Raw genomic sequence first — 23,901 nt, 5'->3', positions numbered from 1 at the left:
CTCCCGCCTTCGCGGGAGAACACTCTACTGCTCGCGAGTCCGGCCGAGGATCAGCAGCCCGCCAAGGCTCAGCACGCCGGCCGCCATCAGGTACCCACCGACCAGCCACAACCCATGCGGTGCCAGCGCCTCCGCAACGATCGGCGCGAGCGCACCGCCCAGCACCCCGCCCAGATTGAACGTCATCGACACGCCGGTGTAGCGCACCCCCGCGGGAAACAGGCTCGGCAGCCAGCCGCCGAGTGGCCCGTAGGCGAACCCCATCACGAACAGCGCGCCCGACAGCCATAGCCACACCGTGAACAGCGATCCCGAGCCGAGCATCGGCCCCATCAGCGCGCCGACGCCGATGCAGCCGGCAAACCCGATCGCGAGCATCCGCGCGGCGGAATGGCGATCGGCCAGCACGCTCGCGACGATCACGCCGCCGGCTAGAAACCAGATCGCAACCAGTTCGACGCCAAGGAACGCCCCGCGCGAATAGCCAAGCGTCTTGGTGCCGTAACCAAGCGCAAACGCGGTCGCGAGGTAGAACAACGCAAAACACGCGATGACCCCGAACGTCCCCGCCAGCGTCGCGCGCAGGTGCTCCGTCAACAATGTCACGATCGGCACCTTTGGCAACGCCTCGGTACGCTCGGCTTCGAGAAACGCAGGCGTCTCGGTCAGCTTCAGGCGTACCCAGAGCCCCAGCCCGACCAGGATCGCGCTCAACAGGAAGGGGATACGCCAACCCCAGGCCAGGAACTGCGCATCGTCGAGCAACAGTCCGATCACCAGGAACAGCCCGTTCGCCGCCAGGAACCCGACCGGCGCGCCGAGCGGCGGGAACATGCCCCAGGTGTTCCTGCGGTGCGGCGGCGCGTTCTCGACTGCGAGGAGCGCCGCACCGCCCCATTCGCCGCCAAGCCCAAGCCCTTGCCCCAACCGCATCAGGCACAGCAGCGCGGGTGCGATCCAGCCGACCTGTGCATAAGTCGGCAGGAACGCGATCCCGACGGTCGATCCGCCCATCAGCAACAGCGATGCGACCAATGTCGACTTCCGCCCGATCCGGTCGCCGAAATGCCCGAACACGATCGCCCCGACCGGCCGCGCGACGAAGGCGAGCCCGAACGTCGCGTAGCTCAGCAGCAATTGCGCCGATGCCGACTGTCCCGAGAAGAACAGCGGTCCGAACACCAACGCCGCGGCGGTCGCGTAGATATAGAAATCGTAGAACTCGACCGCGGTGCCGACCAGGCTGGCGGCGAGGATGCGGCGATGGGAGGCGAGCGTCGTCATGGCCTTCAATGTCGTTTTTCAACGACGCTGCCTAGCCCGCACCATGCAGTGAAGGCGCGAGTCGCGATCGCCAGTCGCGATCGAAAGCGCTTACCGCGAGCGGCAAGCCCGACCACCGAGTATCGCGGCACACCGTTCAGAGAGCGAATCGCAATAGGAACCAGCGCCGCTGCGCCCGGTTGACCGTCCGAACCTATTCGGAAGGCCCATCATGGACATCACCCAACTCATCCTCGACGAACACGCGCAGCAGCGGGCACTGTTCGCACAGATCGATTCGATCGACGCGAAGGACACCGAGGCGCTGTCGGCGTTGTGGACTCGCCTCAAGAACCTGCTCGACGCGCATGCCGAGGCCGAGGAGCGCTTCTTCTACCCGCGGTTGATGAAGATCGGCACCGGCGGCAACGACGCCGAATCGGCCGCGGAGGAGACCGAAGACGCGATCGAGGACCACAACGACATCCGCGACACCGGCGAGGCGGTCGACAAGCATCCGGTCGGGTCGGACGCGTGGTTCGCGGCGGTCGGTGAATGCAACAAGGCGAACAGCGATCACCTGGCGGAGGAAGAACGCCAGGGCCTGACCGATTTCCGCAAGCACGCGACGCTGGAGGAACGGCATGAACTGGGCGTGCGATTTGCGGCGTTCGAGGCGAACCACCTGAACGGGGTGAAGGTCGTCGACAAGGATCCCGAGGCGTATGTGAAGGAACATGCGGCGGGTTGAAATCGCGCATGTCCTCAGGCTCGACCTCCCCGGCGAAGGCCGGGGCCCAGTTGGAAAGGCCGAAGTTACAGGGCGCAGCGCGCAATCAGCAACGTTTCCCAACTGGACCCCGGCCTTCGCCGGGGAGGTGCTCTGATCTAGTTTCGGGGCCAAAACCGAGAGTAGCCCTCAGCCGCTCAATCCGGCATGGCTCAACCATGATCACCTTCTACCTCGCCCGCGCCAGCAACGGAGTCATTGGTCGCGACGGGCAACTCCCTTGGCGTATCCCCGCGGACCTCAAGCGCTTCAAGGCGCTGACGATGGGCAAGCCGATGGTGATGGGGCGCAAGACGTTCGAGAGCTTCCCAAGCCCCCTTCCCGGCCGCCGGCATATCGTCCTGACGCGGGGAGGATGGACAGCTCCAGGCGCCGAGGTCGCGCATTCGGTAGAGGAGGCGCTGGCAATGGCGGGAGACGACGTCGCGGTCATCGGCGGCGCACAGATCTATGCGGAGTTGCTCCCCCATGTGGACCGGATCGAACTGACCGAAGTCCATGACGAACCCGAAGGCGACGCCGTCGTCCCCGCGTTTGAGGGCTGGCGCGAGATCGCCCGCGAGGACCACCCAGGCGAAAAGCAACGGCCCGCTTATAGCTTCGTCACCCTCACCCGCCCCTGAGACGTGTTCTCCCGCGAAGGCGGGAGCCCAGACTGGACTCCCGCCTTCGCGGGAGAACGAGTTGCGCGAGGTGACAAGAGGTGTAGCGCCGCTCTTCCACCCTCCCTATAGCCCGCCTCCATGCAGCGGCTCGACGGCGGCGCGCCCATTCCTTCGCAGCTTGCGAACGGAATCGTCGCGCTGGGCAATTTCGATGGATTCCACCTTGGTCACCAGGCAGTGGTCGCGCGCGCGATCGCCTGGGCCAAAGCCGAAGGCCGCCCCGCGCTGGTGGCGACGTTCGATCCGCACCCGGTGCGGCATTTTCGCCCCGACACCGCGCCGTTCCGCCTGACCACGCTCGACCAGCGCGAGCGGCTGTTCGCGGAGGCCGGCGCCGACGCGATGGTCGTGTTCCATTTCGACGGCGATCTCGCCGCGCTGACCGCCGAGGAATTCATCGCCCAGCGGCTCGAGGATAATCTCCGCATCGGCGGCGTCGTCACGGGCGAGGACTTCACCTTTGGCAAGGGCAAAGCCGGCACCGTCCATACGCTCGCCTCGCGCGGCCCGGTCCACGGGTTCCGCGCGGAGACCGTCGGCGCGGTCGCGCTGAACGGCGAGACCGTCTCGTCCACGCGCATCCGCGACGCCTTGCGCAGCGGCGACATGGCGACCGCGACGCGACTGCTCACGCGGCCGTTCGCGATCGAGGGCGTGGTGCAGCACGGCGACAAGCTGGGCCGCACGATCGGCTATCCGACCGCCAATCTCGACATGGGCAATTACCTCCGACCTGCGTACGGGATCTATGCGGTGACCGGGCGACTGGAGGACGGCCGCGTGCTGAAGGGCGCGGCAAACCTCGGCATCCGCCCAAGCTTCAATCCGCCGAAGGAATTGCTCGAGCCGTATTTCTTCGACTTCTCGGAGGATCTGTACGGCCGTCGCGTCGAGGTATCGCTGGTCGAGTACCTCCGGCCGGAAGCGAAGTTCGACAGTCTCGAAGCCCTGACGACGCAGATGGACTCCGACTGTGCTCGTGCCCGCGCGATCCTCGGCTGACTTCCCCCCTCCCTGAAAGGGAGGGGTTGGGGATGGGTCGGCCGGTTGGCGGACGTGACGGCAATGCCGAACCAACCCACCCCCAGCCCCTCCCTTTCAGGGAGGCGAGCAAGAGCGGGACAGGGATGGCAACACGCCGCGCGACCGGCTACAGCCCGGCCCACTTATGACCGATACCCCTGCGCCCGCCCGCGATTACCGCGATACCGTCTTCCTGCCGAAGACCGACTTCCCGATGAAGGCGGGCCTCGCCGCGAAGGAGCCGGCAATCCTGGAGCGCTGGGCGAAGCTTGGGATCTACGACCGGTTGCGCGAACAGCGGCTCGGGCGCGAGCGGTTCATCCTGCACGACGGCCCGCCCTACGCGAACGGCGACATCCACATGGGCCACGCGATGAACAAGGTCCTGAAGGACATCATCGTCCGCTCGCAGTCGCTGATGGGCAAGGACGCGCCGTACGTCCCCGGCTGGGACTGCCACGGCCTGCCGATCGAGTGGAAGGTCGAGGAAGCGTATCGCGCGAAGAAGCTCAACAAGGACGACGTGCCGGTCGACCAGTTCCGCGCCGAATGCCGCGCCTATGCCGAGAAATGGGTGGCCGTGCAGAAGGCCGAGTTCGAGCGCCTCGGCGTGATGGGCGACTGGGCCGATCCGTACCTGACGATGAAGTACGAGGCCGAGGCCGCGATCGTCGGCGAGCTGCTCAAGTTCGCCGAGAGCGGCCAGCTGTACCGCGGCGCCAAGCCGGTGATGTGGTCGCCGGTCGAAAAGACCGCGCTCGCCGAAGCCGAGGTCGAGTATGAGGACATCGTCTCCACGCAGATCGACGTCGCGTTCGAGATCGACTCTGCGCCGAATGCGCCGGAACTGGTCGGCGCCTATGCGGTGATCTGGACGACGACGCCGTGGACGATCCCGGTGAACCAGGCGCTGAGCTATGGGCCTGAGATCGAGTATGTGCTGCTGGCGGACGGCGATCGTCGATACCTGATCGCAGAGGCGCTGATCGACAGCTTTTTGGCCCGTACCGTCCGTCATCCCGGCGGAAGCCGGGACCCACGTACCAACGAGGGAGACCGCGGTGAGGTGGGCCCCGGCCTCCGCCGGGGTGACGGAGCGGAGGGTGGCGCTGCCATCCTTTGGCGCGGGAAGGGCTCGGACCTCGCCGACGCCACCGCCCGCCACCCAATGCACGCACTCGGCGGGTTCTTCGCGAAACCGCGCCCGTTCCTCCCCGGCGAGTTCGTCACGACCGACGCCGGCACCGGGCTCGTCCACATGGCGCCGGACCACGGCGAGGACGATTTCGAACTCTGCAAGCAATACGGAATCGACCCGGTCTTCGCGATCGACGGCGCGGGGATGTACCGCACCGACTGGACGTGGCTCGGCGGCCAGGGCAGCGTCATCAACAAGAAGTTCGTGAGCGCGGACGGGCCGATCTGCTCGGACCTGCGCGAGACTGGTGCGTTGCTCGCGGCGAGCGACGACTTCAAGCACAGCTACCCGCATTCGTGGCGCTCGAAGGCCAAGGTGATCTTCCGCGCGACCCCGCAATGGTTCATCCCGATGGACCGGAGCGACACAGAGTCCCCCTCCCGCCTGCGGGAGGGGTTAGGGGAGGGCAGTGCCGCAAATGCTGCGCTGGACGCCTCCCCTCCCCCAACCCCTCCCGCAAGCGGGAGGGGAGTAGAGAGCGGCAACGGCGCTACCCTCCGCGAAATCGCGCTCGACGCGATCGCGGCGACCACCTGGATCCCCGCGCGCGCGGAAAACCGGATCACGTCGATGGTGCAGGGCCGTCCCGACTGGGTCATCTCGCGCCAGCGCGCCTGGGGCGTGCCGATCGCGCTGTTCGTCGACCGCGCCACCGGCCAATACCTCAACGACCCCGTCGTGAACGCCCGCATCGTCGAGGCCTTCCGCGAGAACGGCGCGGACGCATGGTATGCCGACGGCCACCAGGCGCTGCTCGGCCCCGACTACGACCTCGCCGACTATGAGGTCGTGAAGGACATCCTCGACGTCTGGTTCGACTCCGGCTGCACGCACGTCTTCACCGTCGAGGCGCGCTATGGCGAAGGCACCCGCGCCAATCTCTACCTCGAAGGCTCGGACCAGCATCGCGGCTGGTTCCAGTCGTCGCTGCTCGAAAGCTGCGGCACGCGCGGTCTCGCGCCCTATGACGCGGTCCTCACCCACGGCTTCGCGCTCGACGGCCAAGGCCGGAAGATGTCGAAGTCGCTCGGCAACGTCGTCGATCCGCTCAAGATCATCGGCGAGTCCGGCGCGGACATCCTGCGCATGTGGGTCGCCTCGACCGACTATTTCGACGACGTGAAGATCGGCAAGGAAGTGCTCGCCACCGCCTCCGACGCGTATCGGAAGCTGCGCAACACGTTCCGCTACATGCTCGGCGCGCTCGAAGACTTCGACGAATCGGAGCGCGTCGCCGTGTCCGACATGCCCGAGCTCGAGCGCTACGTGCTCCACCGCCTCGGCATGATCGACACCGAACTGCGCCAGGCGGCCGAAGCCTACGAGTTCAACCGCTACACCCGCCTGCTGACCGACTTCGCGAACGAGGACCTGTCCGCGTTCTTCTTCGATATCCGCAAGGACTCGCTCTATTGCGACGCGCCGAGCGACATCAAGCGCCGGTCGTACCGCACCGTCCTCGACGTGCTGTTCCACGCGCTGGTCCGCTACGCCGCGCCGGTGCTGTGCTTCACCGCGGAGGAAGTGTGGCAGTCGCGCTTCCCCAACAACGACAGCTCGGTGCACTACCTCGAATGGCCGTCGCTGCCCGAGGTGGAGGATGGCGTCGAAGTCGGGAAGAAGTGGACGCAGATCCGCACACTTCGCGAAACGGTTACCGAAGCCATCGAACCAATGCGTCGCGAAAAGACCGTGCGTTCGAGTTTGGAGGCAGAGGTCACGATCAAATCGATGTCGCCTTTAGCGCCGATTGAAGCTGCGGAATTGGCGGAAGCCTTCATCGTCGCCAAGGTCACGCCGGGCGACGCGGTCACCGTGACGCGCACCGACTTCCACAAATGCGGCCGCTGCTGGCGCCACCTTCCCGAGGTGAGCGTCGACGGCGACCTCTGCAATCGATGCGAAGAGGTAGTGGCCGATGCGTAACCTGCCCAAGGCCGGGTTCGCCGCCGCTGCCGCCCTCTTCCTCGCCGACCAGATCAGCAAATGGGCGGTGACCAAGCCGCTCGGGATCGACTCGCTCGGCGATTCGCAGACGATCGCCTCGTTCTTCGACCTGCGTTTCGTCCCCAACATCGGCATCTCGCTCGGTCTGCTCCCCGCCGACGGCCACCTGACCCGCTGGGCGCTGGTGCTGCTGACGGGCGCGATCGCGGTCGGCGTCGCGGTGTGGATGACGCGCGAGAAGAACCCCGCCGACCAGGTCGCCTTGGGCTTCGTGCTCGGCGGTGCGATCGGCAATATCCTCGACCGGATCCGGCTCGGTTATGTGGTCGATTTCTGCGACCTGCATATCGGCGAATGGCGTCCGTTTTTGGTCTTCAATGTCGCCGATGCAGCGATTACTGTCGGCGTGCTCGTCCTGCTTGTTCGGGCGCTCCTCGTGCGCGAGAAGCCCCCTGTGGAGAATTCCCATGCGTAAGTTCGTACCCCTGGCCGCCGGCCTCACCTGCGTCGTGCTGCTCTCGGGTTGCGGGGCAGGCCGTAGCCTCGATCGCGCACGCCCGGACGAGTTCGCCGTCGCGCGCCAAGCGCCGCTCGTTATCCCGCCCGACTTCGCGCTGGTCCCGCCGCAGCCCGGCGCCGCCCGCCCGCAGGACACCGCCGCCAATGCGCAGACGCTTGACGCACTGTTCGGCGGCACCGCCGCGCGCAGCCCGGCCGAGACCGGCGTCGTCAACGATGCGGGCGCCGATGCGGACGATCCCGGCATCCGCTCGAGCGTCGGTGATCCGGGCACTACGGTGATCGACAAGGGCACCACCACGCGCGACATCGTCGCCGCCCCCGAAGGCGACGGCCAGGACGCACGCGCCAAGACGAACTGATCGCCGCTCCCGACGCACGAAAAAGGGCGGCTCCTCGCGGGGCCGCCCTTTTCGTATCCGCCGGTCTCGTTCCGCCGCCCCGTCATCCTGACGAAAGTCAGGATCCAGAGCCATGAGCGGAACGCCTGCGACTCTGGCCCCTGGGTCGAGCCCAGGATGACGGTTTTGGTATTGCGGAACCTCTACCCGACTTGTTCTCCCGCGAAGGCGGGAGCCCAGCCTGGGTCCCCGCCTTCGCGGAGAAACAAGGTTCAGGGGCGCCCGCTTCTCAAAGCGATCAGAACGCCGCGGTCAGCGTGGCGACGAACCTGCCGCCGGCGATCGACCCGTTGCCGTCCTGGCCCCGGCTGAAGCTCGGCTGGAGATAGGCCGATTCGTTCTTGCCGATGTCGGTGTCGACATAGGCGACACCCAGCGTCAGTGGCGTCGTCGGGATGACGTAGTCCGCGCCGAGCAGCCAGTCCCAATATTCGCCGGTCGGCGACACGCTGGTCGCGAACGGCCCGAGGCCCTTGTTGCCGTTCGAATAGCCGACATGCGCCTTCACGGTCAGCCCGGTGTTCGGGATCCCGCTGCTGACGTCGCCCCACAGATAGAGGTTGTCGTCCTTGGCGTTGACGCGGTCGTAGACCCCCGCCGCCGCCGATGCGCCGTTCGAGTACCAAGGGCCGAGCGCCTGCTGCTTGGGCGCGTAGGCGACGCCGGCGAGCAGCGCGACCGGGCCGGCGGTGCCCGAGAGCTTGGCATAGGGCTCGATGAAGTCGGTGTTGTTGAACCCGCCGGGATACATGTACCACGTCGCACCAACGTCCAGCGCGCCGCCACCGACCGGCACCTTGTAACCGGCGATCAGGTCGAGCTCCATGTTGGCGCCGCCGAACGTACCCCAGCCGGACAGGTTCGATGCCCAGGTGCCGATATACACGCCGCTCTTGTGCGCGATCGTGATGCCGCCCTGAACGGCGAGGTTCTCGTCCGACTGCGACACGCCGCGGAAGCGGTAGTCGCTGGTTATGCCGACCGAACCCGAGACGGTGACCTCTTTGGGCGGTGCGGTATCCTGCGCGAACGCAGGGGCGGCGGCGGCGAGCGTGAGGCCGCCGAGAAGGATAGTGGAAAAGCGCATCGTTTCCCTTTCGAAACCGGAAGTCGATGTCCGCCCTGCATCCGCCGGACGCCGCGTCTATCGGGCATTACCCCAGCGCGGTCTTTCCAACGATGACGTCGGGATGACAGTGCGTGGTGCAACGCACAAGACAATCTTGCGTACAAATGGGCTTTGACGTCGCGCATGTTGCGCGCGCGCCACAGTCGCCCGGCCTGCGAGGGCGCGGCGGCGTCCAGCTTGGACGGTCCCTGCCGGCAAGTGACGCTGGTACTGCGGGCCTCAGCTGCCGCGGAGAAGACGCATGATCAGCGCCCGTATTCGCCCGCGATTCTCCTTCGAACCGGTTGCCAGCACCCCGTGATGCTCCGGCGGCAGGAACGCGAGCGGATGTCCGTCGGGCCGGAACGCATAATGATCGAACCATGCGCGCCAAGCCGGACGTTCCGCCGCTGGCCGCTCCGCGATGGTCAGCATCGCCAGCAGCCGAGGGCGGCACCAGCGTCAACCACTCCCAGGTCGCGCTGCGCTCGAAGTCCCTCCTCGGGCCCTATGTCCCGTTCGCTGGCAATCCTATCCTGGCTCAGCGCGACCTCGATGCAGCGCGGCCCAACCCGGTCACCTCGACCCATGCCAAGCTCGTCGAGACGCAGAACGGCGACTGGTACGCGACTTTCCTCGGCGTGCGGCCGTACGAGGGCGACTATTACAACATCGGCCGCGAGACGTTCCTGCTACCGGTGACATGGAAGGACGGCTGGCCGATCATCCTGCCGCAGGGGCAGCCGGTCCCGTTCGTCGGCACCAAGCCGAGGCTGCCCGCGAGCCCGCCCAGCCGCATCCCGACCAGCGGCGATTTCGGCTATGTCGACAGCTTCGACGGCAGCAAACTGGCGATGCAATGGGTCGGCGTACGCACGCCCAAGACTCCGTTCTACCGGCTCGACCACGGCGACCTCGTGCTTGGGCATGGCGTGCGGATCGGCGATCTGTCGGGCGTCCCGGCGTCGTCGGACGGCGCCAGCAGCATGAGGCGGCAACGATCTCGACGGTGATGCGCTTCGTCCCCGACACCGATGGCGACCGCGCCGGTCTCGTCGCGATGCAGAGCGACCGGAACTACCTGTTCTTCGGCATCACGCGGATCGCGGGCAAACCCGTGCTGGCGCTCTACACGGCCGACAAGGGCAGGGAGCGAGCGATCGCGTCGATCCCTGCCCCCACGGGTCCGGTCACGCTGACGATCCGCGCCGATGGCGACCGTATGGCGTTCGAATATGAAACCGCCGGGAAAACGGGCGTTTTCGCGCAAGACATCGACGCGCACTTCCTCAGCACGAAGGAAGCCGGGGGTTTCGTCGGCACGGTGATCGGGCCCTACGCCTGGTACGGATAGCGGCGCGGCGCGTGTCCAATGCCCGCGTCGGCGTCCGAGACGCCGGTCGAACGATTCCGACGGGTGCAGCATCGCCGCCCCGGCGACCTCATCACCCCACGGTTGTCCTGCAAGGTCTGCGCACGCGCTAAAATTGTGTCTGCGTTTAGCGAGATCGGCAAAACCGGTCATCGGTATGATCGGAGCCGTCGATGTCGCGAGGTGGTGCCCAGCGGCAGGACGAACGAGGCGAAGATGCGACGGTTCGAGACTGGACCAACCGGCTCGGACCATGCCCGAAGTGGACCCAATACTTCCTCGTTAGCGCCCATTCAAAATATTGTTACGGCTAAGAAACATTACTTCATGGCGGTGTAGTGCGTTCACATTTGTGAATTATCATAGAGTTGCGACGTCGGTGTCGGGTGATCCCCGATCCGACCTAGAAGCGTCAAATTCGGTTAACCACATCCGATCATGTTTCGCTAGGTTTTCCGGTCCAGCTCCTGCGTGGAAACATCGTAAAAACCGATTCTCGACTAACGAGTCCCGCGGCGTCGCCTTGTCCCGGCGGTGGAGATACGGCCTCGATGGCCGAATGATCGATACTCGACGATGCCTCGCATGGGGGAACGACTGATGACGGCGACGAACAGTATCGAACCCGAACCGGCGATCTCCGGATCCGACGTGCCGTTCGGATATGGTCACGCCGTTCCGCGCGCGCTCCTCGAGCCCCTGCCCGGCCACCGCATCCTGTTTCTCGACCATGACGATTCCGCGCGCGAAGGCATCCACCGCGAACTCGAAGACATGGGCCACAAGGTCGCCTGGATCGGCACGGCGAGCGAGCAGCCGGCCGGCATCGCCTTCCAGCCCGATCTGATCGTCATCAATCCCGACGTCTCGGCGCTCAACGACCATGCGCTCGTCACGCTGCTTGCCGACGAAGGCTATGAAGGGTTGGTCGCATGTGTGCGGTCCGGCCCGCATGTCGCCGACCTCTCCGCGCTGGCCGGGCAGCATGACATCGCGCCGCTCGTTTGGCTTGAGATGCCCTATTCGGCCCAGGCGATCGCGACCCGTCTGGCCGGCGTGCCGCGCCGCGAGCATGAAGGCGATACCGGCGACCGGCGTTTTCTGTCGTGGCTGATCCAGCAGGGCCGCCTGCTACCCAATCTCACGCATGCGTTCCACGAGAAGCGGGATCTGGGCGACGAACGGGTGGTCGGCTACGAGACGTTGACCCGGCTGCGCAATCGGCCGTCGCTGAACCCCGAGCATATCTTCGCGCCCTCGACGATCCTGTCGATCGAGATCGCCGCCAGTTTGCTGGCCGTCGAGGCCGCGGGGCGCCTGCTGGCCGATCTGGTCCAGCAAGGTCGGCCGGTTCCGATCGCGGTCAATTGCAGCGCGGCCGTACTTGCGCATGCGGACTTCCTCACCGCGCTGCCGATTCTGCTGAGACGGCACTCGGTAGCCACCGGGATGCTCGGGATCGAGCTGACCGAGATCAGCTATTCCGGCTTCGACGGCCATCTGCTGGAGGCCATGCGCCAGCTCGGCATGATCGGCGTCCCCGTATCGCTGGACGATTTCGGCAAGGGCGCGACCAATTTCGATCGCATTTCGGAGCTGCCGATCGCCGAAGTGAAAATCGACCGGAAGATCTTCCGCAAGTGCAGCGCGGGGGAATTCCCGCTGTCGCTGCTGAAGGAAATCATCGACTATTGTCGCAGCAGATCGATCGCGACGGTAATCGAAGGGATCGAGACGCACGCCGACCTGACCCTGGCGCGATCGCTCGGCGCCGATTGCGGCCAGGGCTTCTACTGGGGAAGGCCCGCGTCGGCACCCTCGATCACGCAACATGGCTGAGGCGTATCTTCGTCCAGCGGATGCAGAGGCTGCCAGCCCCTCACGGGATCCGGGCCCGCGTCCCCTGCAAGCTTCCCACGCGTCCCCCGCCCCGCCCGACCGGTTCATGATGCGCCTGGAGATCAGCCGGGTTGATAGTGTGGACTTGCCGCAGTTGCCCGTCCTGGCGGGTGCCTGGGTGTGGCTGCTGTTCCACGATGACGGGCGGTTGATCAGCTATTCCGACGGCTACGCGACCCGGGCGGCGTGCCTTGCTGCGGTGCGACGAAGCGCCTGGCCGTCCGATCTGATCGACAACGCCGCCGCCGCTGAGGATCGCCGCATACCGTAAGCGCGGGCTGAGCCGCTGCCGATGCGACGGACGCAATCGCCAGGTTGCCGTCTGCCGCGTTTCCGGCTATGCGCGCCGGCTTCCACCTTCACTGTTGGAATTGCGGGAGGTTGCCGAGAGGCAGCCGCCATCACCGCTAGGCTCACATAAAGAGAGTGACATGGCTAAAAAGATTACCGGATACATCAAGCTGCAGGTCCCTGCAGGCGAGGCAAAGCCCGCGCCGCCGATCGGGCCTGCGCTGGGTCAGCGCGGCGTGAACATCATGGAGTTCTGCAAGGCGTTCAACGCCGGCACGAGCGAACTGAAGAAGGGCATGCCGATCCCGACCGTCATCACGGTCTATGCGGATCGCTCGTTCTCGTTCGAGACCAAGACCCCGCCAGCATCGTACCTGATCAAGGAGGCCGCTGGTCTCAAGTCGGGCTCCAAGGAGCCGGGCAAGGTCGTCGCCGGCACGATCAAGCGCAGCCAGCTGAGCGAGATCGCCACGACGAAGATGAAGGACCTCAACGCCAACGATATCGACGCTGCGACGAAGATCATCGAAGGCAGCGCCCGCGCAATGGGCCTCGAAGTGGTGGAGGGCTGATATCATGGCTAAGCTGAGCAAGAAGCAGAAGGCCGTCACGGTCGATCTCGTCAAGCTGCACGGCATCGACGAGGCCATTGGTCTCGCACGGTCGGGCGCCACGTCGAAGTTCGACGAGACGATCGAAGTCGCGCTGAACCTGGGCGTCGATCCGCGTCACGCAGACCAGATGGTCCGCGGCGTCGTCACGCTGCCCAAGGGCACCGGCAAGACCGTCCGCGTCGGCGTGTTCGCCCGCGGCGCGAAGGCTGAAGAAGCCCTCGCAGCAGGCGCAGACGTCGTCGGCGCCGAAGACCTGATGGAAATCATCCAGGGTGGCACGATCGATTTCGATCGCTGCATCGCGACCCCGGACATGATGGGCATCGTCGGTCGCCTCGGTAAGGTGCTGGGTCCGAAGGGCCTGATGCCGAACCCGAAGCTCGGCACGGTGACGATGAACGTCGCCGCCGCCGTTCAGGCAGCCAAGGGCGGCCAGATCGAATATCGCGTCGAGAAGGCCGGCATCATCCACTCGGGCATCGGCAAGGCGTCGTTCCCGGCGGAAGACCTGCGCGCGAACTTCGACGCACTGGTCGACGCGGTGGTCAAGGCCAAGCCGACCGGCGCCAAGGGCAAGTACGTCCAGAAGGTCGCGATCTCGTCGACCATGGGTGCAGGCATCAAGGTCGACACGACCGAGGTTGCTGGCGCCTGAGCCGCACGTGGCTAGCGCAAGCTAGCCACGAGACGGCGAGCGCCCGGCCGGCGCGGGCAACCGCGACCGACGAGGACGGGATTTACTCCCGTCCTGCCGCTGAGAGTTAAAAAGGGTCGGGAGCAATCCCGGCCCTTTTTGCGTCTGAGTTCGGAGGGCACGCCACCATGATCGCCTGCCCCCGCCTTGGTTGGCCCTGGGTAGCTGGCGAGCGAATCCAGGGTCAGGTCTGCGCGCGGGCCCCCTCCTTCGATACGCACCCTCGATACGGCTCTACGAGCCTACTCGGTCGCTACTCGCCACGAACGGAATGGGGAGGCAGGGCGGAAGGGGACCGATATTCTCCGGTGCCAGTCCGTCGACCCCCCCGCCAGGGGGAGGTGGCTGGCGCTTGCCAGGCGGAGGGGGAGGTCAGAGATCACGCTAGTTCTCGCCCCCTCCCCCTCCGACGCCTTCGGCGCCACCTCCCCCTTGCGGGGAAGGATGAAGAGCGCGTCCTACCCGCTCAACGCTCGTGCAAGGCGTGTGTCAGGAGCCATGATCTGCGGCTCGTGCGTGAACGGATCGTCGCGGTCGGGCAGCCCCAGCATGGGCGCCTTGCGGGCAGCCGACGCGCCGATCGCCGCGCGCCCCACCATCATCCGCAACATTTCGGCATGCGGCGGCAGCGCGCCGACCAGTATCTGCTGCAGCGCCCCGATCTGGCGGGCGTAGCGGTCCCAGTGTTCGCGCGGGAGCAGATCGGTGCCGGTGGCGATCGGCGCCGTGTAGAATCGCTTGCCGAACAGGACCGCGCGGACGCTGCCGGCGCCGAACGCCACGCTCGAACGCGGGTCGAAATCGTCGGGAAGCGCGTGACGCCACAGCGCCAGGCAATGCGCGAGCGCGTCCGAGCGTTTGGCGTCGTGCGCGACGGCGCGCCAATATGGTGTGTCGCGGCGGTTGCCGAGCGTGAAGTGGAGGCCGAGGAAATCCCGGACCTCCTCGTACAGCTCGGCCATCTCGGTATTGAACCGGGCGATCTGCGTTGGTTCGAAGGCACGGCTGGGCATCGCACGAAGCAGGCGGCGGCAGGCATAGTCGACGAACTGGATCGACGTGGATTCGAGCGGCTCGATGAACCCGCTGGCGAGGCCGATCGCGACGCAATTGCCGACCCAGGAGTTGCGACACCGGCCGACGCGCATCGGGATCGCGCGGGCGTCGGTGAGTTGCGTGAAGCCGGTATTGCGGCGGACAAGCGTGTCGACCGCCTGATCGTCGGTCATGAACCCGCTCGCGAAGACATGCCCGGTCCCGACGCGCGAGCGGAGCGGGATCCGCCAGGTCCAGCCGGCGTCGCTGGCGGTCGAGACGGTCGCCGGAAGCAGTGCGTGCGTCTCGTCGTGCGCAACCTGGATCGCGACGGCGCGATCGTTGGGAAGGTAGTCGGCGTAGGAGACGAACGGCTCGCCCAGCGCCTCGTTGATGAGCAAGCCGCGGAAGCCCGAGCAATCGATCACCAGCTCGGTCTCGCGGCGGGTGCCCGAGCCGAGGCGGAGGGCGGCGATATGGCCCCGATCGTCCTGATCGATGCCGAGGACGGTGTCGCGGACATGCTCGACGCCGCGGGCGGTGCACACCTCCCGAAGGAACGCGGCGAACAGGCCTGCGTCGAAATGATAGGCATAGTTGATCGCCCCGGCATAGGGCGCGTCGGCGAGGCTGCGCGGCGACCGGTGCGCGGCGATGGCGGCGACGCCGTGGCCCACGAGGTTGGCGAGTTGCGGGTCGATCGTCAGATCGGCGGGGAGCCCGTAGGCGAGCAGCGACGCCGCAGGGTCACGCCCCGCGAGTTGCAGTCCGCCGGTGAACGGGTGGACGAAGCTGCGGACGGACGCATCCGGCGCTCGGTCGGAACCTTCGTCACGATCCCAGTCGTCGAAGCGGACGCCGAGCTTGAAGGTCGCCTGCGTGCGCGCGACGAACTCGTCCTCGTCGATGTCGAGCAGGCTCAGCATCGCTCGGATCGGCGGAATGGTCGCCTCGCCGACGCCGATAACGGGAATGTCGGGCGATTCGATCAGCGTGATGCGGACGCCGTCGGAGTGACCTAGTCCCCATTGCAGTCGGTGGTTGAGATGCGCGGCGACCAGCCATCCGGTCGTGCCGCCACCGACGATGACGATATCGGTGATCGGCTCATGCATCCGGACGCCTCCCTCATGGGGAAGCGTATCACGCACCGCGCAGGCGCCGCGGTCGGGATGGGTCGGGATTCGATCTTTGTCGGTGCACCTCCACAAATCGCTACCACCCCGGCGGAGGCCGGGGTGGTGTTTCGGTTACGGCGGCTTTCCAACGATATTGCTTGCCCAGCGCAGGCAGGGGCCACCGACTGCGCGGGGTAACACATTGAATCGAGCCGCCTTGCAATGTTGTGATCCTCCCCCGCCAGGGGTAGGTGGCGCCAAAGGCGACGGAGGGGGAGGACACGAAACTAAGGTTGTCGCTTACCGCCCCCTCCGTCTGGCAAGGGCCAGCCAGCCCCCCTTGCGGGGGAGGATTGTAAGCCTTTCGGCTCGCATACGGCATCGTGGGAGATGCTGACGTTTATAGATTCTCCCAATTCTTGTTGATTTTCTCCGCGCTGCTGCTATTGGCGCGCACCTACCCGGCGGGCTTTGGCTTGCCAGGTTCCGTCCGAGACAGTGGGTGCACAGGGTTTGCCGGTGCTTAATCTCCCACCTAGACGGGGAATGAGATTTTGCGGAGCGCCTCGTGCGCCTGCCCTCTCCCATGCCCCATCGACGAGACACCCCGGAAGCGCGGGCTTGTCTGCGCCTCCGGTTAGTAACCGGGTCCACTGCGCAAGCGGTGAACCCGAAAAACGTGGAGAATGGCATGGATCGTGATCAAAAGACCGCGGCCGTAGCCGAGCTGAACCGCACCTTTTCCGAGGTCGGCGTCGTCGTTGTCACGCGCAACCTCGGCCTGACCGTTGCACAGTCCACTGTGCTGCGGAACAAGATGCGCGACGTCGGCGCGACCTACAAGGTCTCGAAGAACAAGCTTGCCAAGATCGCAATGGACGGCACCGACTACAGCTCGCTGGGCGACATGCTCACGGGTCCGGTCGGTCTGGCCAGCTCCATCGATCCCGTCGCGGCCGCCAAGGTGGTCGTGGAATTCGCGAAGACGAACGACAAGTTCGAAATCGTGGGTGGGGCGATGGGCGCGACGACCCTCGACGTCGACGGTGTGAAGGCGCTCGCAACGCTGCCCTCGCTGGACGAACTGCGTGCCAAGATCGTTGGCCTCATCGTGGCACCCGCCACGAAGCTGGCAACGATCACGCAGGCTCCGGCAGCGCAGCTCGCGCGCGTGCTTTCCGCCTACGCGGAGAAGGAAGCCGCCTGATCTTGCAGGCCTTTCGTTACCTTTTTGAACTGATGGGGCACGAGCCCCGAGATGGAGATTTATCATGGCAGACCTGAACGCGCTCGTTGAGAGCCTGAGCGCACTGACCGTTCTCGAAGCAGCTGAGCTTTCGAAGCTGCTCGAAGAGAAGTGGGGCGTTTCGGCCGCAGCAGCGGTCGCAGCACCAGCAGCAGGCGGCGGCGCCGCTGCTCCTGCAGCAGAAGAGCAGACCGAATTCGACGTCATCCTGACCGGCGACGGTGGCAAGAAGATCAACGTCATCAAGGAAGTCCGTGCGATCACCGCGCTCGGCCTGACCGAAGCCAAGACGCTGGTCGAGTCGGCTCCCAAGGCCGTCAAGGAAGGCGTGTCGAAGGACGAAGCCGCCAAGATCAAGGCTCAGCTCGAAGCAGCTGGCGCGACCGTCGAGGTCAAGTAAGCCGCAGCTGGAGAGACGATTTAGCGTCGCCTAAATCGCACTCCAGCAAGGCCGGCCGGTGGCATTCATGCCGACCGACGAAGCAGGGGCTTTGCCCCTGCTGGCCGCAGCTAAGAAAAAGGGCGGCCCCAGCAATGGGGTCGCCCTTTTTCGTGTCTATGCGCGATCGAATGACAATGCGGATGTTTGGGTTGGCAGATGGTCAGGCCGTTGGAATGTCCGAGGTGGGAAGGAAAGCGGACATTCAATTTCTAGCCCTCTCCCGCCTTCGCGGGAGAGGGTTGGGTGAGGGTCTTACTTCTTCTAGGCTCGTCGGATGTATCCGGTACGCCGCCAGATCAGTCGCCATGCCGCCCGCCTGCGACGCGAACGTACCGATGTCGAGCAGATCATCTGGCTCGCCGTGCGCAATCGTCGGCTGGGCGGCTTCAAGTTCCGCGAGCAGCATACGATTGGTGACCATTATGTCGCCGATTTCACCTGTCTCGAAGCCATGCTGATCGTCGAACTCGACGGCAGTCAGCATGACCCGAAGATCGACGCACCCCGCACCGCCTTTCTGGAGGCGAAGGGGTATCAGGTGCTCCGGTTCTGGAACAACGACATCATCGAAAATCGCGACGGCGTTCTGGAAACGATCATCGCTGCTTTCCTGGCGCGAACCGCGAAGTAGAAGAAGACCCTCACCCGACCCTCTCCCGCGAAGGCGGGAGAGGGCTAGAAAGTGTCCGCAACTGGGCGTTCTAATCCCAAAGCCGTCGCGTCCTAGCTCTCGAATTCCGTCGCGTGCGGGCGAGCGGCGACGCTGCTGTACATGCGCGCGGGCGCGTCGAGCCAGAACGGCGCAAGCTTGGGCGAATCGACGCGCTCGATGCCGATCGACCAGGCGCGGGCGGTCTGCGCGTCTTCGCCGGCGGTGACGTAGCGCAGGTTGGCGGCGACGACGGGAACGAACATCGGCCGGTTGGCGGCGGTCATCGTCCGGATCGCCTCGCGCGCGACCGCGGCGACGGTGCGCAGCGTGCGCGTCTCGCCGGGGGCCAGCACGAACGGCGCGGCGAGCGGGCGGACGACAGGGGCGACGTTGAACGCGGCGAGATCGGTGTCCTGGCCGGTATGTGCGGTCAACAGCGTCAGCCCCGCGCGGATCGCCTCGGCGGGGGCGGTGCCGCTATTGGTGACGACCAGTTCGCACTCGACCGTGGCGCTCAGCAGATTGAGCCCAGCGCGCAACGGGCGCAGTTCGCAGGCCAGGCGCGCTCGCGGTGCCGCTGGCGGAACGGGCGGGGATTTGCCGCGCGGTTCGAGGAATTTCGGCGCGGTCGGGGCGGCGACCGCGGGGACGACCGGCGCCATGATCGCGGGGGCGATCGCGGTCGCGACGGGATCGGGCGTCGTGACGGCAGGTTCGGGGATCGGTTCGGCGACGATCTCCGGTTCGGCGCGAGCGGCGCGGCTGGCCGGCTTGCGACGGCGCAGGAACCAGAGGCCGGCAAGCACCACGACGACGACCGCCAGCGACAGCCACAACGGCATCGCCCTGCCCGTCTCGGGCGCGGCCAGCGTCGAGTCCTGCGTCGGAGCCGATGTGGGGGTCGACGATGGCGCCACCGACGGCGCGGTGTCGATCGTGGCGGGTGGCATGGTCGGCGCAGGCGTGGGTGCGGACTTGGGGTCCGGCGTGGCTACCGGCGCCGGCGCGGGCGTTGTCGGTTCATCGCGCGGGGCGGCGGTCGCGGTCGTGTCGCCGGAGGATGGGCGCGGGCGCGACGGGGCGTTGTCGGCAGGACGGGTTGCAGACCGTTCGTCGCGTGTCGTCGGGGTTTGCGAGCCGGGTTTCGCGGCCATCTTCGCAGCAGGCGTCGGCGTGGTCCTCGTGCGCCCGCGGGGCGGCGTGCTCGGAAGCACGATCTTCGGCGCGGCGGGGACGGGGATCGACGTGGTCTGCGGCGTGCCGAGCACTTCCAGGCCGCGAACCGGCGCGGGTTGCGGCGTTTGCTCGGCCTGCCCGGTCTGCGACGTCTGGGCGCTTTGCGCGGCGGCGGGTGTCGCGCTCAGGACGGTCAGGGTGGCGAGCAGGGCAGCGAGAGCCTCGCGGTCGGTCGTCATCGTCGAAAATCCCCTGCACGCGGTCGTCGCGGCGTTGTGCGCGGGGGAGGCTGAACACGGCCCGACGGCAACCCGCGTTGCGACGAGTTGCGCCTGGGTAGCGGTGAAACGTGGGGTGGGTGTGCGCTGAAGATCTATCCTCCCCCGCCAGGGGGAGGTGTCGCCGGAGGTGACGGAGGGGGAGATACGGAACCGGCGTTGTCGTTTCCTCCCCCTCCGTCTGGCAAGCGCCAGCCACCTCCCCCTGGCGGGGGAGGATCGAGATGGCTCGTTTTACTTTGGTGCGACGACGACTGCGCCACCCTTCATGACGAATGCGGGGTGCTCCAACTGGCGAACGTCGGCGAGCGGATCGCCCTCGACGGCGATCAGGTCGCCGAACCGGCCGGGCTGGATCGCGCCGACGTCGGCGGTCCTGCCGAGCGCGATCGCGGCGCTGGAGGTGGCCGCCTGGATCGCCTCGATCGGGGTCATGCCCCATTCGACCATCTTGGCGAACTGGAGCGCGTTGTTGCCATTGGGGTAGACGCCGCCGTCTGTGCCGAACAGCATCTTCACCCCGGCGGCATGCGCCGCGCGGAAGGTCTGACGTTGCTTGAGGCCGACCTGGCGTTCCTTTTCCAGGCTCTCCGCGAAGACGCCGTTCTTCGCGCCCTCGGCGAGGATATAGTCGTCGTCGTAGATATCCATGTCGAACCACGCGCCGCTGACCTTGGCGAGCTTGAACGATTCGGCGTCGGCGAGGCTGGCGTGCTCGATCGTGTCGACGCCCGCGCGCAACGCGTCGTTGATCCCCTCGGCGCCGTGTGCGTGGACCGCGACCTTCATGCCGAGCATGTGCGCTTCCTCGACGATCGCCTTGATCTCGGCGAGGCTTATCTGCTGCGCGCCGACGCTGTCGGTCTTCGACAGCACGCCGCCGGTCATGCACACTTTGACCACCTCGGCACCATATTTGCGGATCGTCCGCACGGCGCCGCGGAACTCGTCGGGCGTGTTGGCGATCTGCGGGTGCGGGACCTGGATCGAGGGCGGGAACTCGGTCGCGTCGCAGTGGCCACCGGTCGCGCCGAGTGCGTAGGTAGCGGGGACGATGCGCGGGCCGGGGACATAGCCGCGCTCGATACCCTGCTTGAGCGCGACGTCGTCGTAATTAGCCGAACCGACGTTGCGGACGGTGGTGAAGCCCGCGTCGAGCGTTCTGCGCGCATTGGCGACGCCGACCACGGTCCAGAAGTTATCGGTAAATTCGAGCTGGCGGTAGCCGCTTAGCGTCGGGTCGCTGGTCAGGTGGACGTGCATGTCGATGAGGCCTGGCAGCAACGTGCGCTCGCCCAGATCGACGCGTTCGGCCCCTGCGGGCACCGCGTCACCCTTGCGCCCGACCGCAGTGATGCGGCCGTCGACGATCGTCACCTGCGGGTTGTCGACGCGCTTGCCCGCCAGCACGTCGATCATGTGCGCCGCCGTGACGACCACCGTTTTCGCATCCGCAGTGGTGGCCATGCCGGCGAGCAGAGTCGCGGCTAGAATCGTGGCGATCTTCATATGGTCCCCTTCCCCGAGTTGCGCCTCGTGTGCGTCACCACGCGTGATCGGGCAAGAGCATGATCGATCCTCCCCCGCCAGGGGGAGGTGGCAGGCGCAGCCTGTCGGAGGGGGCGGCAAGCGAAACCTGTGGTCCGTGTCCTCCCCCTCCGTCGCCTACGGCGCCACCTCCCCCTGGCGGAGGAGGATCGAGAGGGGGTCCTTGCCCTAATATCGACACCGGAGCAGGTCATCGGTGATGCTTCCGACGATGAGATCGCCCGTGATGATGCTTCGCCTTCTTCCGTTCTGCGCGCTGGCCGCCGCGCTCGTGCCGGCAGCCGCGAGCGCTGATCCCGCGCCGTTCGACCTGACCGGGCCGAGCCTGCGCGTCGGCGTGACGCACGGGACGACGACCTTGCCGATCGCGCAGGTGCCACGCCTGGCGACCGGCGACCGCGTGACGATCGCAGCGGACCTTCCGACGGGAAAGAAGGACGATGCCGAGCGCTATCTGCTGGTCGCGGGGTTCCTGCGCGGTGCGACCGAGCCGCCGCCGAAGTCGTGGTTCTTCAAGGCCGAGACCTGGAAGACGAAAAAGGCTGCACTGGCGTTGACCGTGCCGACCGGCGCGCGCCGGCTGGTAGTGTTCCTCGTCCCCGACAGCGGCGGGTTCGATGCGGTCGTCTCGGCGGTGCGCAAACAGCCGGGCGCGTTCGTGCGGGCGGTGCAGGATCTGGATCAGGCGTCGCTCGATCGGGCCCGGCTCGATGCGTTTCTCGACAGTATCCATGCCCTCGAGCGGACGCGGCCGGAGCGGATCGAGGCGGTATCCCCGCTGCTGTCGCGCAGCCTCGCGGTCAAGCTGAAGGCGGAGTGCCTCGATCTCACCGCAGATCTTCAGGCGTCGTGCCTTACGCAGAATCGCGAGTCGCTGCTGCTCGCGGATGGCCAGAGCTCGACGCTGGCCGATACGCTGGTCGGCGCACCGACCGATCTGGCGCTCCAGCTCAGCGCGACGCCGGCCGGCGGGCTTGGCTATTACAGCCCGTATATCGGCGTGGTGCGCGATCTGGCGAAGATTTTCGGTGCGTTCCAGTCGACGCAATTCCGCTACATTCCGGCATTGGCGCGGTTACGCGACGATCGGATGGCGCTGCTGCTGAACGCGGCGCCGTCGTTCGCGAGCCCGAAATCGGTGATGGTGGTCGCGATGCCGGTGATCGAGACGGGTACGCCGCAGACGCCGACGCTGCGGCGCGCGGAGGCGGACCGGCTGGTCTGCGCGGCCAAGCCCGATCTCGTGCTGCCGGTCGAGGGTGCACCGCTGATCTACGCGACCAGGTTCGCGCACGACATGAGCTTGCGCGTGACGACGCCGCAGGGTGGCGTGGTCGAACTACCGGTGCAGGCCGATGCCGAGCGCGGCGGCTATGTGCTCGATCAGGTCGGGATGCGGACCGCGGGGCTGAGCAGCGTGACCGATGCCAAGCTGCACGGACGCTGGGGTTTCACGCCGTTCGACGGCCCGCAGTTCCGCTTGCAGGTGCCCCGCGCCGGCGGGTGGACGATGGTCGACACCGATCCCGAGAACCTGGTCGTCGGGCGCGACAATCCGGTGGCGCTCGCCGGGCCGACGCCGAGCTGCGTCGAGGCGGTGACGCTGACCAGCGCGGCGGGCGACGTGCCGCTGGCGTGGACGACGAATGGCGACCGGATCGGACTGACGCTGCCGCTCGCGAAGACCGCACCGGGGAAACTGACGCTGCTGGTCAAGCAATACGGGGTCGAGGCGCCGGAGAAGATCGCGCTGACGGCGCTCGCTGAGGCGGGGCGGATCGATGGCCTGACGCTGTATGCGGGCGATACGGCGGGGACGCTGGCGGGAACCCGGCTCGATCTGGTCGCGTCGATGACCGTCGACGGGGTCGCGTTCAAGCCGGGCGAAGTGGTCCGCGCGGACAAGGGCGATCTGCTGGGATTGACCGCGGATATGGCGCCGACGTTCGTGGCGGGGCAGGCGAAGACTGCGCTCGTCACGCTGACCGATGGACGCAAGCGGTCGGTGAAGTTCACCGTCGCGGCGGCGCGGCCCAAGGCGATTTTGATCGCCAAGAGCGTGGTGGCGCCCCCCTCCCCCGGGCTTCCCGTCGTGCTGGCCGGCGATACGGCGATCGCGCAGGATGCTCGGCTCACCTTCTCGTTGCGTGCGGAGGGGGCGACGCGGTTTGCGGCGGGGGACAGCGTCGAGATCGGGGCGATCGCCGGCGGGGCGACGACGAGCGTCGCGTCGGGCCGCGGGCTGACCGTGCAGGACGAGCGGATCGCGGTGGTCTCGGTCGAGCCGGGCAAGGCGCTCGGCGGGTCCGCGCATGGGCTGCTCAGGTGGCGGCTGGTGCAGGATGGCGTCGCGGGCGACTGGGTGGCGTTGACGAGCCTGGTGCGCGTGCCGACGCTGGCTGGGGTGACGTGCAAGGACGTGTGCACGCTCGCCGGGAGCGACCTGTTCCTGATCGATTCGGTGGCGGCGAATGTGGGGTTCGCGGATGCGGTTCGGGTGCCGGAGGGGTTTACCGGGGCTTCGCTCACCGTGCCCAAGCCGGTGGGCGGGGTGCTGTTTCTGAAGCTTCGGGATGCTCCGGCAGTGGTGGCGACGGTGGCGGTCAAAAGCTGACGTTCGAC

General features: G+C 66.7%; 21 protein-coding genes and 1 pseudogene. 16 read left to right on the top strand and 6 right to left on the bottom strand.

Features of this window, described 5'->3' with window-relative positions; translation table 11 throughout:
- Window positions 1–24: 24 nt before the first annotated feature.
- On the bottom strand, window positions 25–1,284 hold the full coding sequence (locus O6Y00_RS17545) for an MFS transporter (protein WP_353443849.1): 1,260 nt from the start codon (window positions 1,282–1,284) through the stop codon (window positions 25–27).
- 211 nt (window positions 1,285–1,495) lie between these two features.
- Here O6Y00_RS17545 and O6Y00_RS17540 point away from each other — a divergent pair, with 211 nt between their 5' ends.
- From O6Y00_RS17540 to O6Y00_RS17515, 6 genes are all read left to right on the top strand, one after another.
- The gene (locus O6Y00_RS17540) at window positions 1,496–2,014 is read left to right on the top strand and encodes a hemerythrin domain-containing protein (RefSeq protein WP_353443848.1); all 519 of its coding nucleotides are present in this window, start codon (window positions 1,496–1,498) and stop codon (window positions 2,012–2,014) included.
- Between the two features lie 197 nt (window positions 2,015–2,211).
- Window positions 2,212–2,676 (top strand): dihydrofolate reductase, encoded by a 465-nt coding sequence (locus O6Y00_RS17535; protein WP_353443847.1) that lies wholly within the window; start codon window positions 2,212–2,214, stop codon window positions 2,674–2,676.
- Window positions 2,677–2,796: 120 nt separating this feature from the next.
- Window positions 2,797–3,720, top strand: coding sequence for a bifunctional riboflavin kinase/FAD synthetase (locus O6Y00_RS17530; RefSeq protein ID WP_353443846.1), 924 nt, complete (start codon window positions 2,797–2,799; stop codon window positions 3,718–3,720).
- A 166-nt stretch (window positions 3,721–3,886) separates the two neighbouring features.
- Window positions 3,887–6,865, top strand: a complete 2,979-nt coding sequence (locus tag O6Y00_RS17525) for an isoleucine--tRNA ligase (protein WP_353443845.1) — start codon at window positions 3,887–3,889, stop codon at window positions 6,863–6,865.
- On the top strand, window positions 6,858–7,361 hold the full coding sequence (gene lspA / locus O6Y00_RS17520; RefSeq protein WP_353443844.1) for a signal peptidase II: 504 nt from the start codon (window positions 6,858–6,860) through the stop codon (window positions 7,359–7,361). The genes O6Y00_RS17525 and lspA overlap by 8 nt, the downstream gene beginning before the upstream one ends.
- Complete coding sequence (locus O6Y00_RS17515; protein WP_353443843.1) at window positions 7,354–7,767, top strand: DUF3035 domain-containing protein; 414 nt, start codon at window positions 7,354–7,356, stop codon at window positions 7,765–7,767. The genes lspA and O6Y00_RS17515 overlap by 8 nt, the downstream gene beginning before the upstream one ends.
- Before the next feature lie 277 nt (window positions 7,768–8,044).
- Here O6Y00_RS17515 and O6Y00_RS17510 read toward each other — a convergent pair whose 3' ends face one another.
- Window positions 8,045–8,893 (bottom strand): TorF family putative porin, encoded by an 849-nt coding sequence (locus O6Y00_RS17510; protein ID WP_353443842.1) that lies wholly within the window; start codon window positions 8,891–8,893, stop codon window positions 8,045–8,047.
- Window positions 8,894–9,154: 261 nt separating this feature from the next.
- A pseudogene (locus O6Y00_RS17505) lies at window positions 9,155–9,358 on the bottom strand (cupin-like domain-containing protein); the annotation flags it as partial.
- On the opposite strand from O6Y00_RS17505, the gene O6Y00_RS17500 reads away from it, so the two are divergent.
- The 6 genes from O6Y00_RS17500 (at window position 9,298) to rplA (ending at window position 13,745) form a co-directional block, all read left to right on the top strand.
- The gene (locus O6Y00_RS17500; RefSeq protein ID WP_353443841.1) at window positions 9,298–9,927 is read left to right on the top strand and encodes a family 43 glycosylhydrolase; all 630 of its coding nucleotides are present in this window, start codon (window positions 9,298–9,300) and stop codon (window positions 9,925–9,927) included. The pseudogene O6Y00_RS17505 and the gene O6Y00_RS17500 sit on opposite strands and share 61 nt — an antisense overlap.
- On the top strand, window positions 9,915–10,268 hold the full coding sequence (locus tag O6Y00_RS17495) for a hypothetical protein (protein ID WP_353443861.1): 354 nt from the start codon (window positions 9,915–9,917) through the stop codon (window positions 10,266–10,268). The genes O6Y00_RS17500 and O6Y00_RS17495 overlap by 13 nt, the downstream gene beginning before the upstream one ends.
- Window positions 10,269–10,886: 618 nt before the next feature.
- A complete protein-coding gene (locus O6Y00_RS17490) occupies window positions 10,887–12,125 on the top strand; it encodes an EAL domain-containing protein (protein ID WP_353443840.1) in 1,239 nt (412 codons plus the stop codon).
- Between the two features lie 145 nt (window positions 12,126–12,270).
- Entirely contained in the window at window positions 12,271–12,456 is a 186-nt protein-coding gene (locus tag O6Y00_RS17485; RefSeq protein WP_353443839.1) for a DUF1508 domain-containing protein, read from the top strand.
- Window positions 12,457–12,616: 160 nt separating this feature from the next.
- Window positions 12,617–13,048, top strand: a complete 432-nt coding sequence (gene rplK / locus O6Y00_RS17480; RefSeq protein WP_056047586.1) for a 50S ribosomal protein L11 — start codon at window positions 12,617–12,619, stop codon at window positions 13,046–13,048.
- Window positions 13,049–13,052: 4 nt separating this feature from the next.
- The gene (rplA, locus tag O6Y00_RS17475; RefSeq protein ID WP_056047582.1) at window positions 13,053–13,745 is read left to right on the top strand and encodes a 50S ribosomal protein L1; all 693 of its coding nucleotides are present in this window, start codon (window positions 13,053–13,055) and stop codon (window positions 13,743–13,745) included.
- 497 nt (window positions 13,746–14,242) lie between these two features.
- Here rplA and O6Y00_RS17470 read toward each other — a convergent pair whose 3' ends face one another.
- On the bottom strand, window positions 14,243–15,934 hold the full coding sequence (locus O6Y00_RS17470; protein WP_353443838.1) for a tryptophan halogenase family protein: 1,692 nt from the start codon (window positions 15,932–15,934) through the stop codon (window positions 14,243–14,245).
- Between the two features lie 694 nt (window positions 15,935–16,628).
- Between O6Y00_RS17470 and rplJ the strand changes: the two genes are divergently transcribed.
- The 3 genes from rplJ to O6Y00_RS17455 all read left to right on the top strand — a co-directional run bounded on the left by rplJ (window position 16,629) and on the right by O6Y00_RS17455 (window position 18,256).
- Window positions 16,629–17,144, top strand: coding sequence for a 50S ribosomal protein L10 (gene rplJ / locus O6Y00_RS17465; protein ID WP_353443860.1), 516 nt, complete (start codon window positions 16,629–16,631; stop codon window positions 17,142–17,144).
- A gap of 64 nt (window positions 17,145–17,208) precedes the next feature.
- Window positions 17,209–17,583 (top strand): 50S ribosomal protein L7/L12, encoded by a 375-nt coding sequence (gene rplL / locus O6Y00_RS17460; protein ID WP_353443837.1) that lies wholly within the window; start codon window positions 17,209–17,211, stop codon window positions 17,581–17,583.
- Between the two features lie 316 nt (window positions 17,584–17,899).
- Window positions 17,900–18,256, top strand: a complete 357-nt coding sequence (locus tag O6Y00_RS17455) for an endonuclease domain-containing protein (RefSeq protein ID WP_353443836.1) — start codon at window positions 17,900–17,902, stop codon at window positions 18,254–18,256.
- A 92-nt stretch (window positions 18,257–18,348) separates the two neighbouring features.
- Here O6Y00_RS17455 and O6Y00_RS17450 read toward each other — a convergent pair whose 3' ends face one another.
- Together O6Y00_RS17450 and O6Y00_RS17445 are read right to left on the bottom strand one after the other, a co-directional pair.
- Window positions 18,349–19,692, bottom strand: coding sequence for a hypothetical protein (locus O6Y00_RS17450; RefSeq protein WP_353443835.1), 1,344 nt, complete (start codon window positions 19,690–19,692; stop codon window positions 18,349–18,351).
- A gap of 273 nt (window positions 19,693–19,965) precedes the next feature.
- On the bottom strand, window positions 19,966–21,240 hold the full coding sequence (locus O6Y00_RS17445; RefSeq protein WP_353443834.1) for a metal-dependent hydrolase family protein: 1,275 nt from the start codon (window positions 21,238–21,240) through the stop codon (window positions 19,966–19,968).
- Between the two features lie 265 nt (window positions 21,241–21,505).
- Between O6Y00_RS17445 and O6Y00_RS17440 the strand changes: the two genes are divergently transcribed.
- Window positions 21,506–23,893, top strand: a complete 2,388-nt coding sequence (locus tag O6Y00_RS17440; protein ID WP_353443833.1) for a hypothetical protein — start codon at window positions 21,506–21,508, stop codon at window positions 23,891–23,893.
- Window positions 23,894–23,901: the final 8 nt, after the last annotated feature.

This window comes from Sphingomonas faeni (assembly GCF_040407565.1).
GTDB classification, from domain to species: domain Bacteria; phylum Pseudomonadota; class Alphaproteobacteria; order Sphingomonadales; family Sphingomonadaceae; genus Sphingomonas; species Sphingomonas faeni_F.
Note: the sequence above shows the minus strand (reverse complement) of the source record. Positions and strands in the feature narration are given on the sequence as shown.

Coding starts and splice junctions, on each gene's coding strand:
- O6Y00_RS17470 (WP_353443838.1), bottom strand. CDS start 15,934: ATGCATGAGCCGATCACCGATATCGTCATCGTCGGTGGCGGCACGACC.
- O6Y00_RS17535 (WP_353443847.1), top strand. CDS start 2,212: ATGATCACCTTCTACCTCGCCCGCGCCAGCAACGGAGTCATTGGTCGC.
- O6Y00_RS17510 (WP_353443842.1), bottom strand. CDS start 8,893: ATGCGCTTTTCCACTATCCTTCTCGGCGGCCTCACGCTCGCCGCCGCC.
- O6Y00_RS17540 (WP_353443848.1), top strand. CDS start 1,496: ATGGACATCACCCAACTCATCCTCGACGAACACGCGCAGCAGCGGGCA.
- O6Y00_RS17530 (WP_353443846.1), top strand. CDS start 2,797: ATGCAGCGGCTCGACGGCGGCGCGCCCATTCCTTCGCAGCTTGCGAAC.
- O6Y00_RS17545 (WP_353443849.1), bottom strand. CDS start 1,284: ATGACGACGCTCGCCTCCCATCGCCGCATCCTCGCCGCCAGCCTGGTC.
- rplL (WP_353443837.1), top strand. CDS start 17,209: ATGGCAGACCTGAACGCGCTCGTTGAGAGCCTGAGCGCACTGACCGTT.
- rplK (WP_056047586.1), top strand. CDS start 12,617: ATGGCTAAAAAGATTACCGGATACATCAAGCTGCAGGTCCCTGCAGGC.
- O6Y00_RS17525 (WP_353443845.1), top strand. CDS start 3,887: ATGACCGATACCCCTGCGCCCGCCCGCGATTACCGCGATACCGTCTTC.
- rplA (WP_056047582.1), top strand. CDS start 13,053: ATGGCTAAGCTGAGCAAGAAGCAGAAGGCCGTCACGGTCGATCTCGTC.
- O6Y00_RS17515 (WP_353443843.1), top strand. CDS start 7,354: ATGCGTAAGTTCGTACCCCTGGCCGCCGGCCTCACCTGCGTCGTGCTG.
- O6Y00_RS17490 (WP_353443840.1), top strand. CDS start 10,887: ATGACGGCGACGAACAGTATCGAACCCGAACCGGCGATCTCCGGATCC.
- rplJ (WP_353443860.1), top strand. CDS start 16,629: ATGGATCGTGATCAAAAGACCGCGGCCGTAGCCGAGCTGAACCGCACC.
- O6Y00_RS17440 (WP_353443833.1), top strand. CDS start 21,506: ATGATGCTTCGCCTTCTTCCGTTCTGCGCGCTGGCCGCCGCGCTCGTG.
- O6Y00_RS17500 (WP_353443841.1), top strand. CDS start 9,298: ATGCGCGCCAAGCCGGACGTTCCGCCGCTGGCCGCTCCGCGATGGTCA.
- O6Y00_RS17455 (WP_353443836.1), top strand. CDS start 17,900: ATGTATCCGGTACGCCGCCAGATCAGTCGCCATGCCGCCCGCCTGCGA.
- O6Y00_RS17445 (WP_353443834.1), bottom strand. CDS start 21,240: ATGAAGATCGCCACGATTCTAGCCGCGACTCTGCTCGCCGGCATGGCC.
- lspA (WP_353443844.1), top strand. CDS start 6,858: ATGCGTAACCTGCCCAAGGCCGGGTTCGCCGCCGCTGCCGCCCTCTTC.
- O6Y00_RS17450 (WP_353443835.1), bottom strand. CDS start 19,692: ATGACGACCGACCGCGAGGCTCTCGCTGCCCTGCTCGCCACCCTGACC.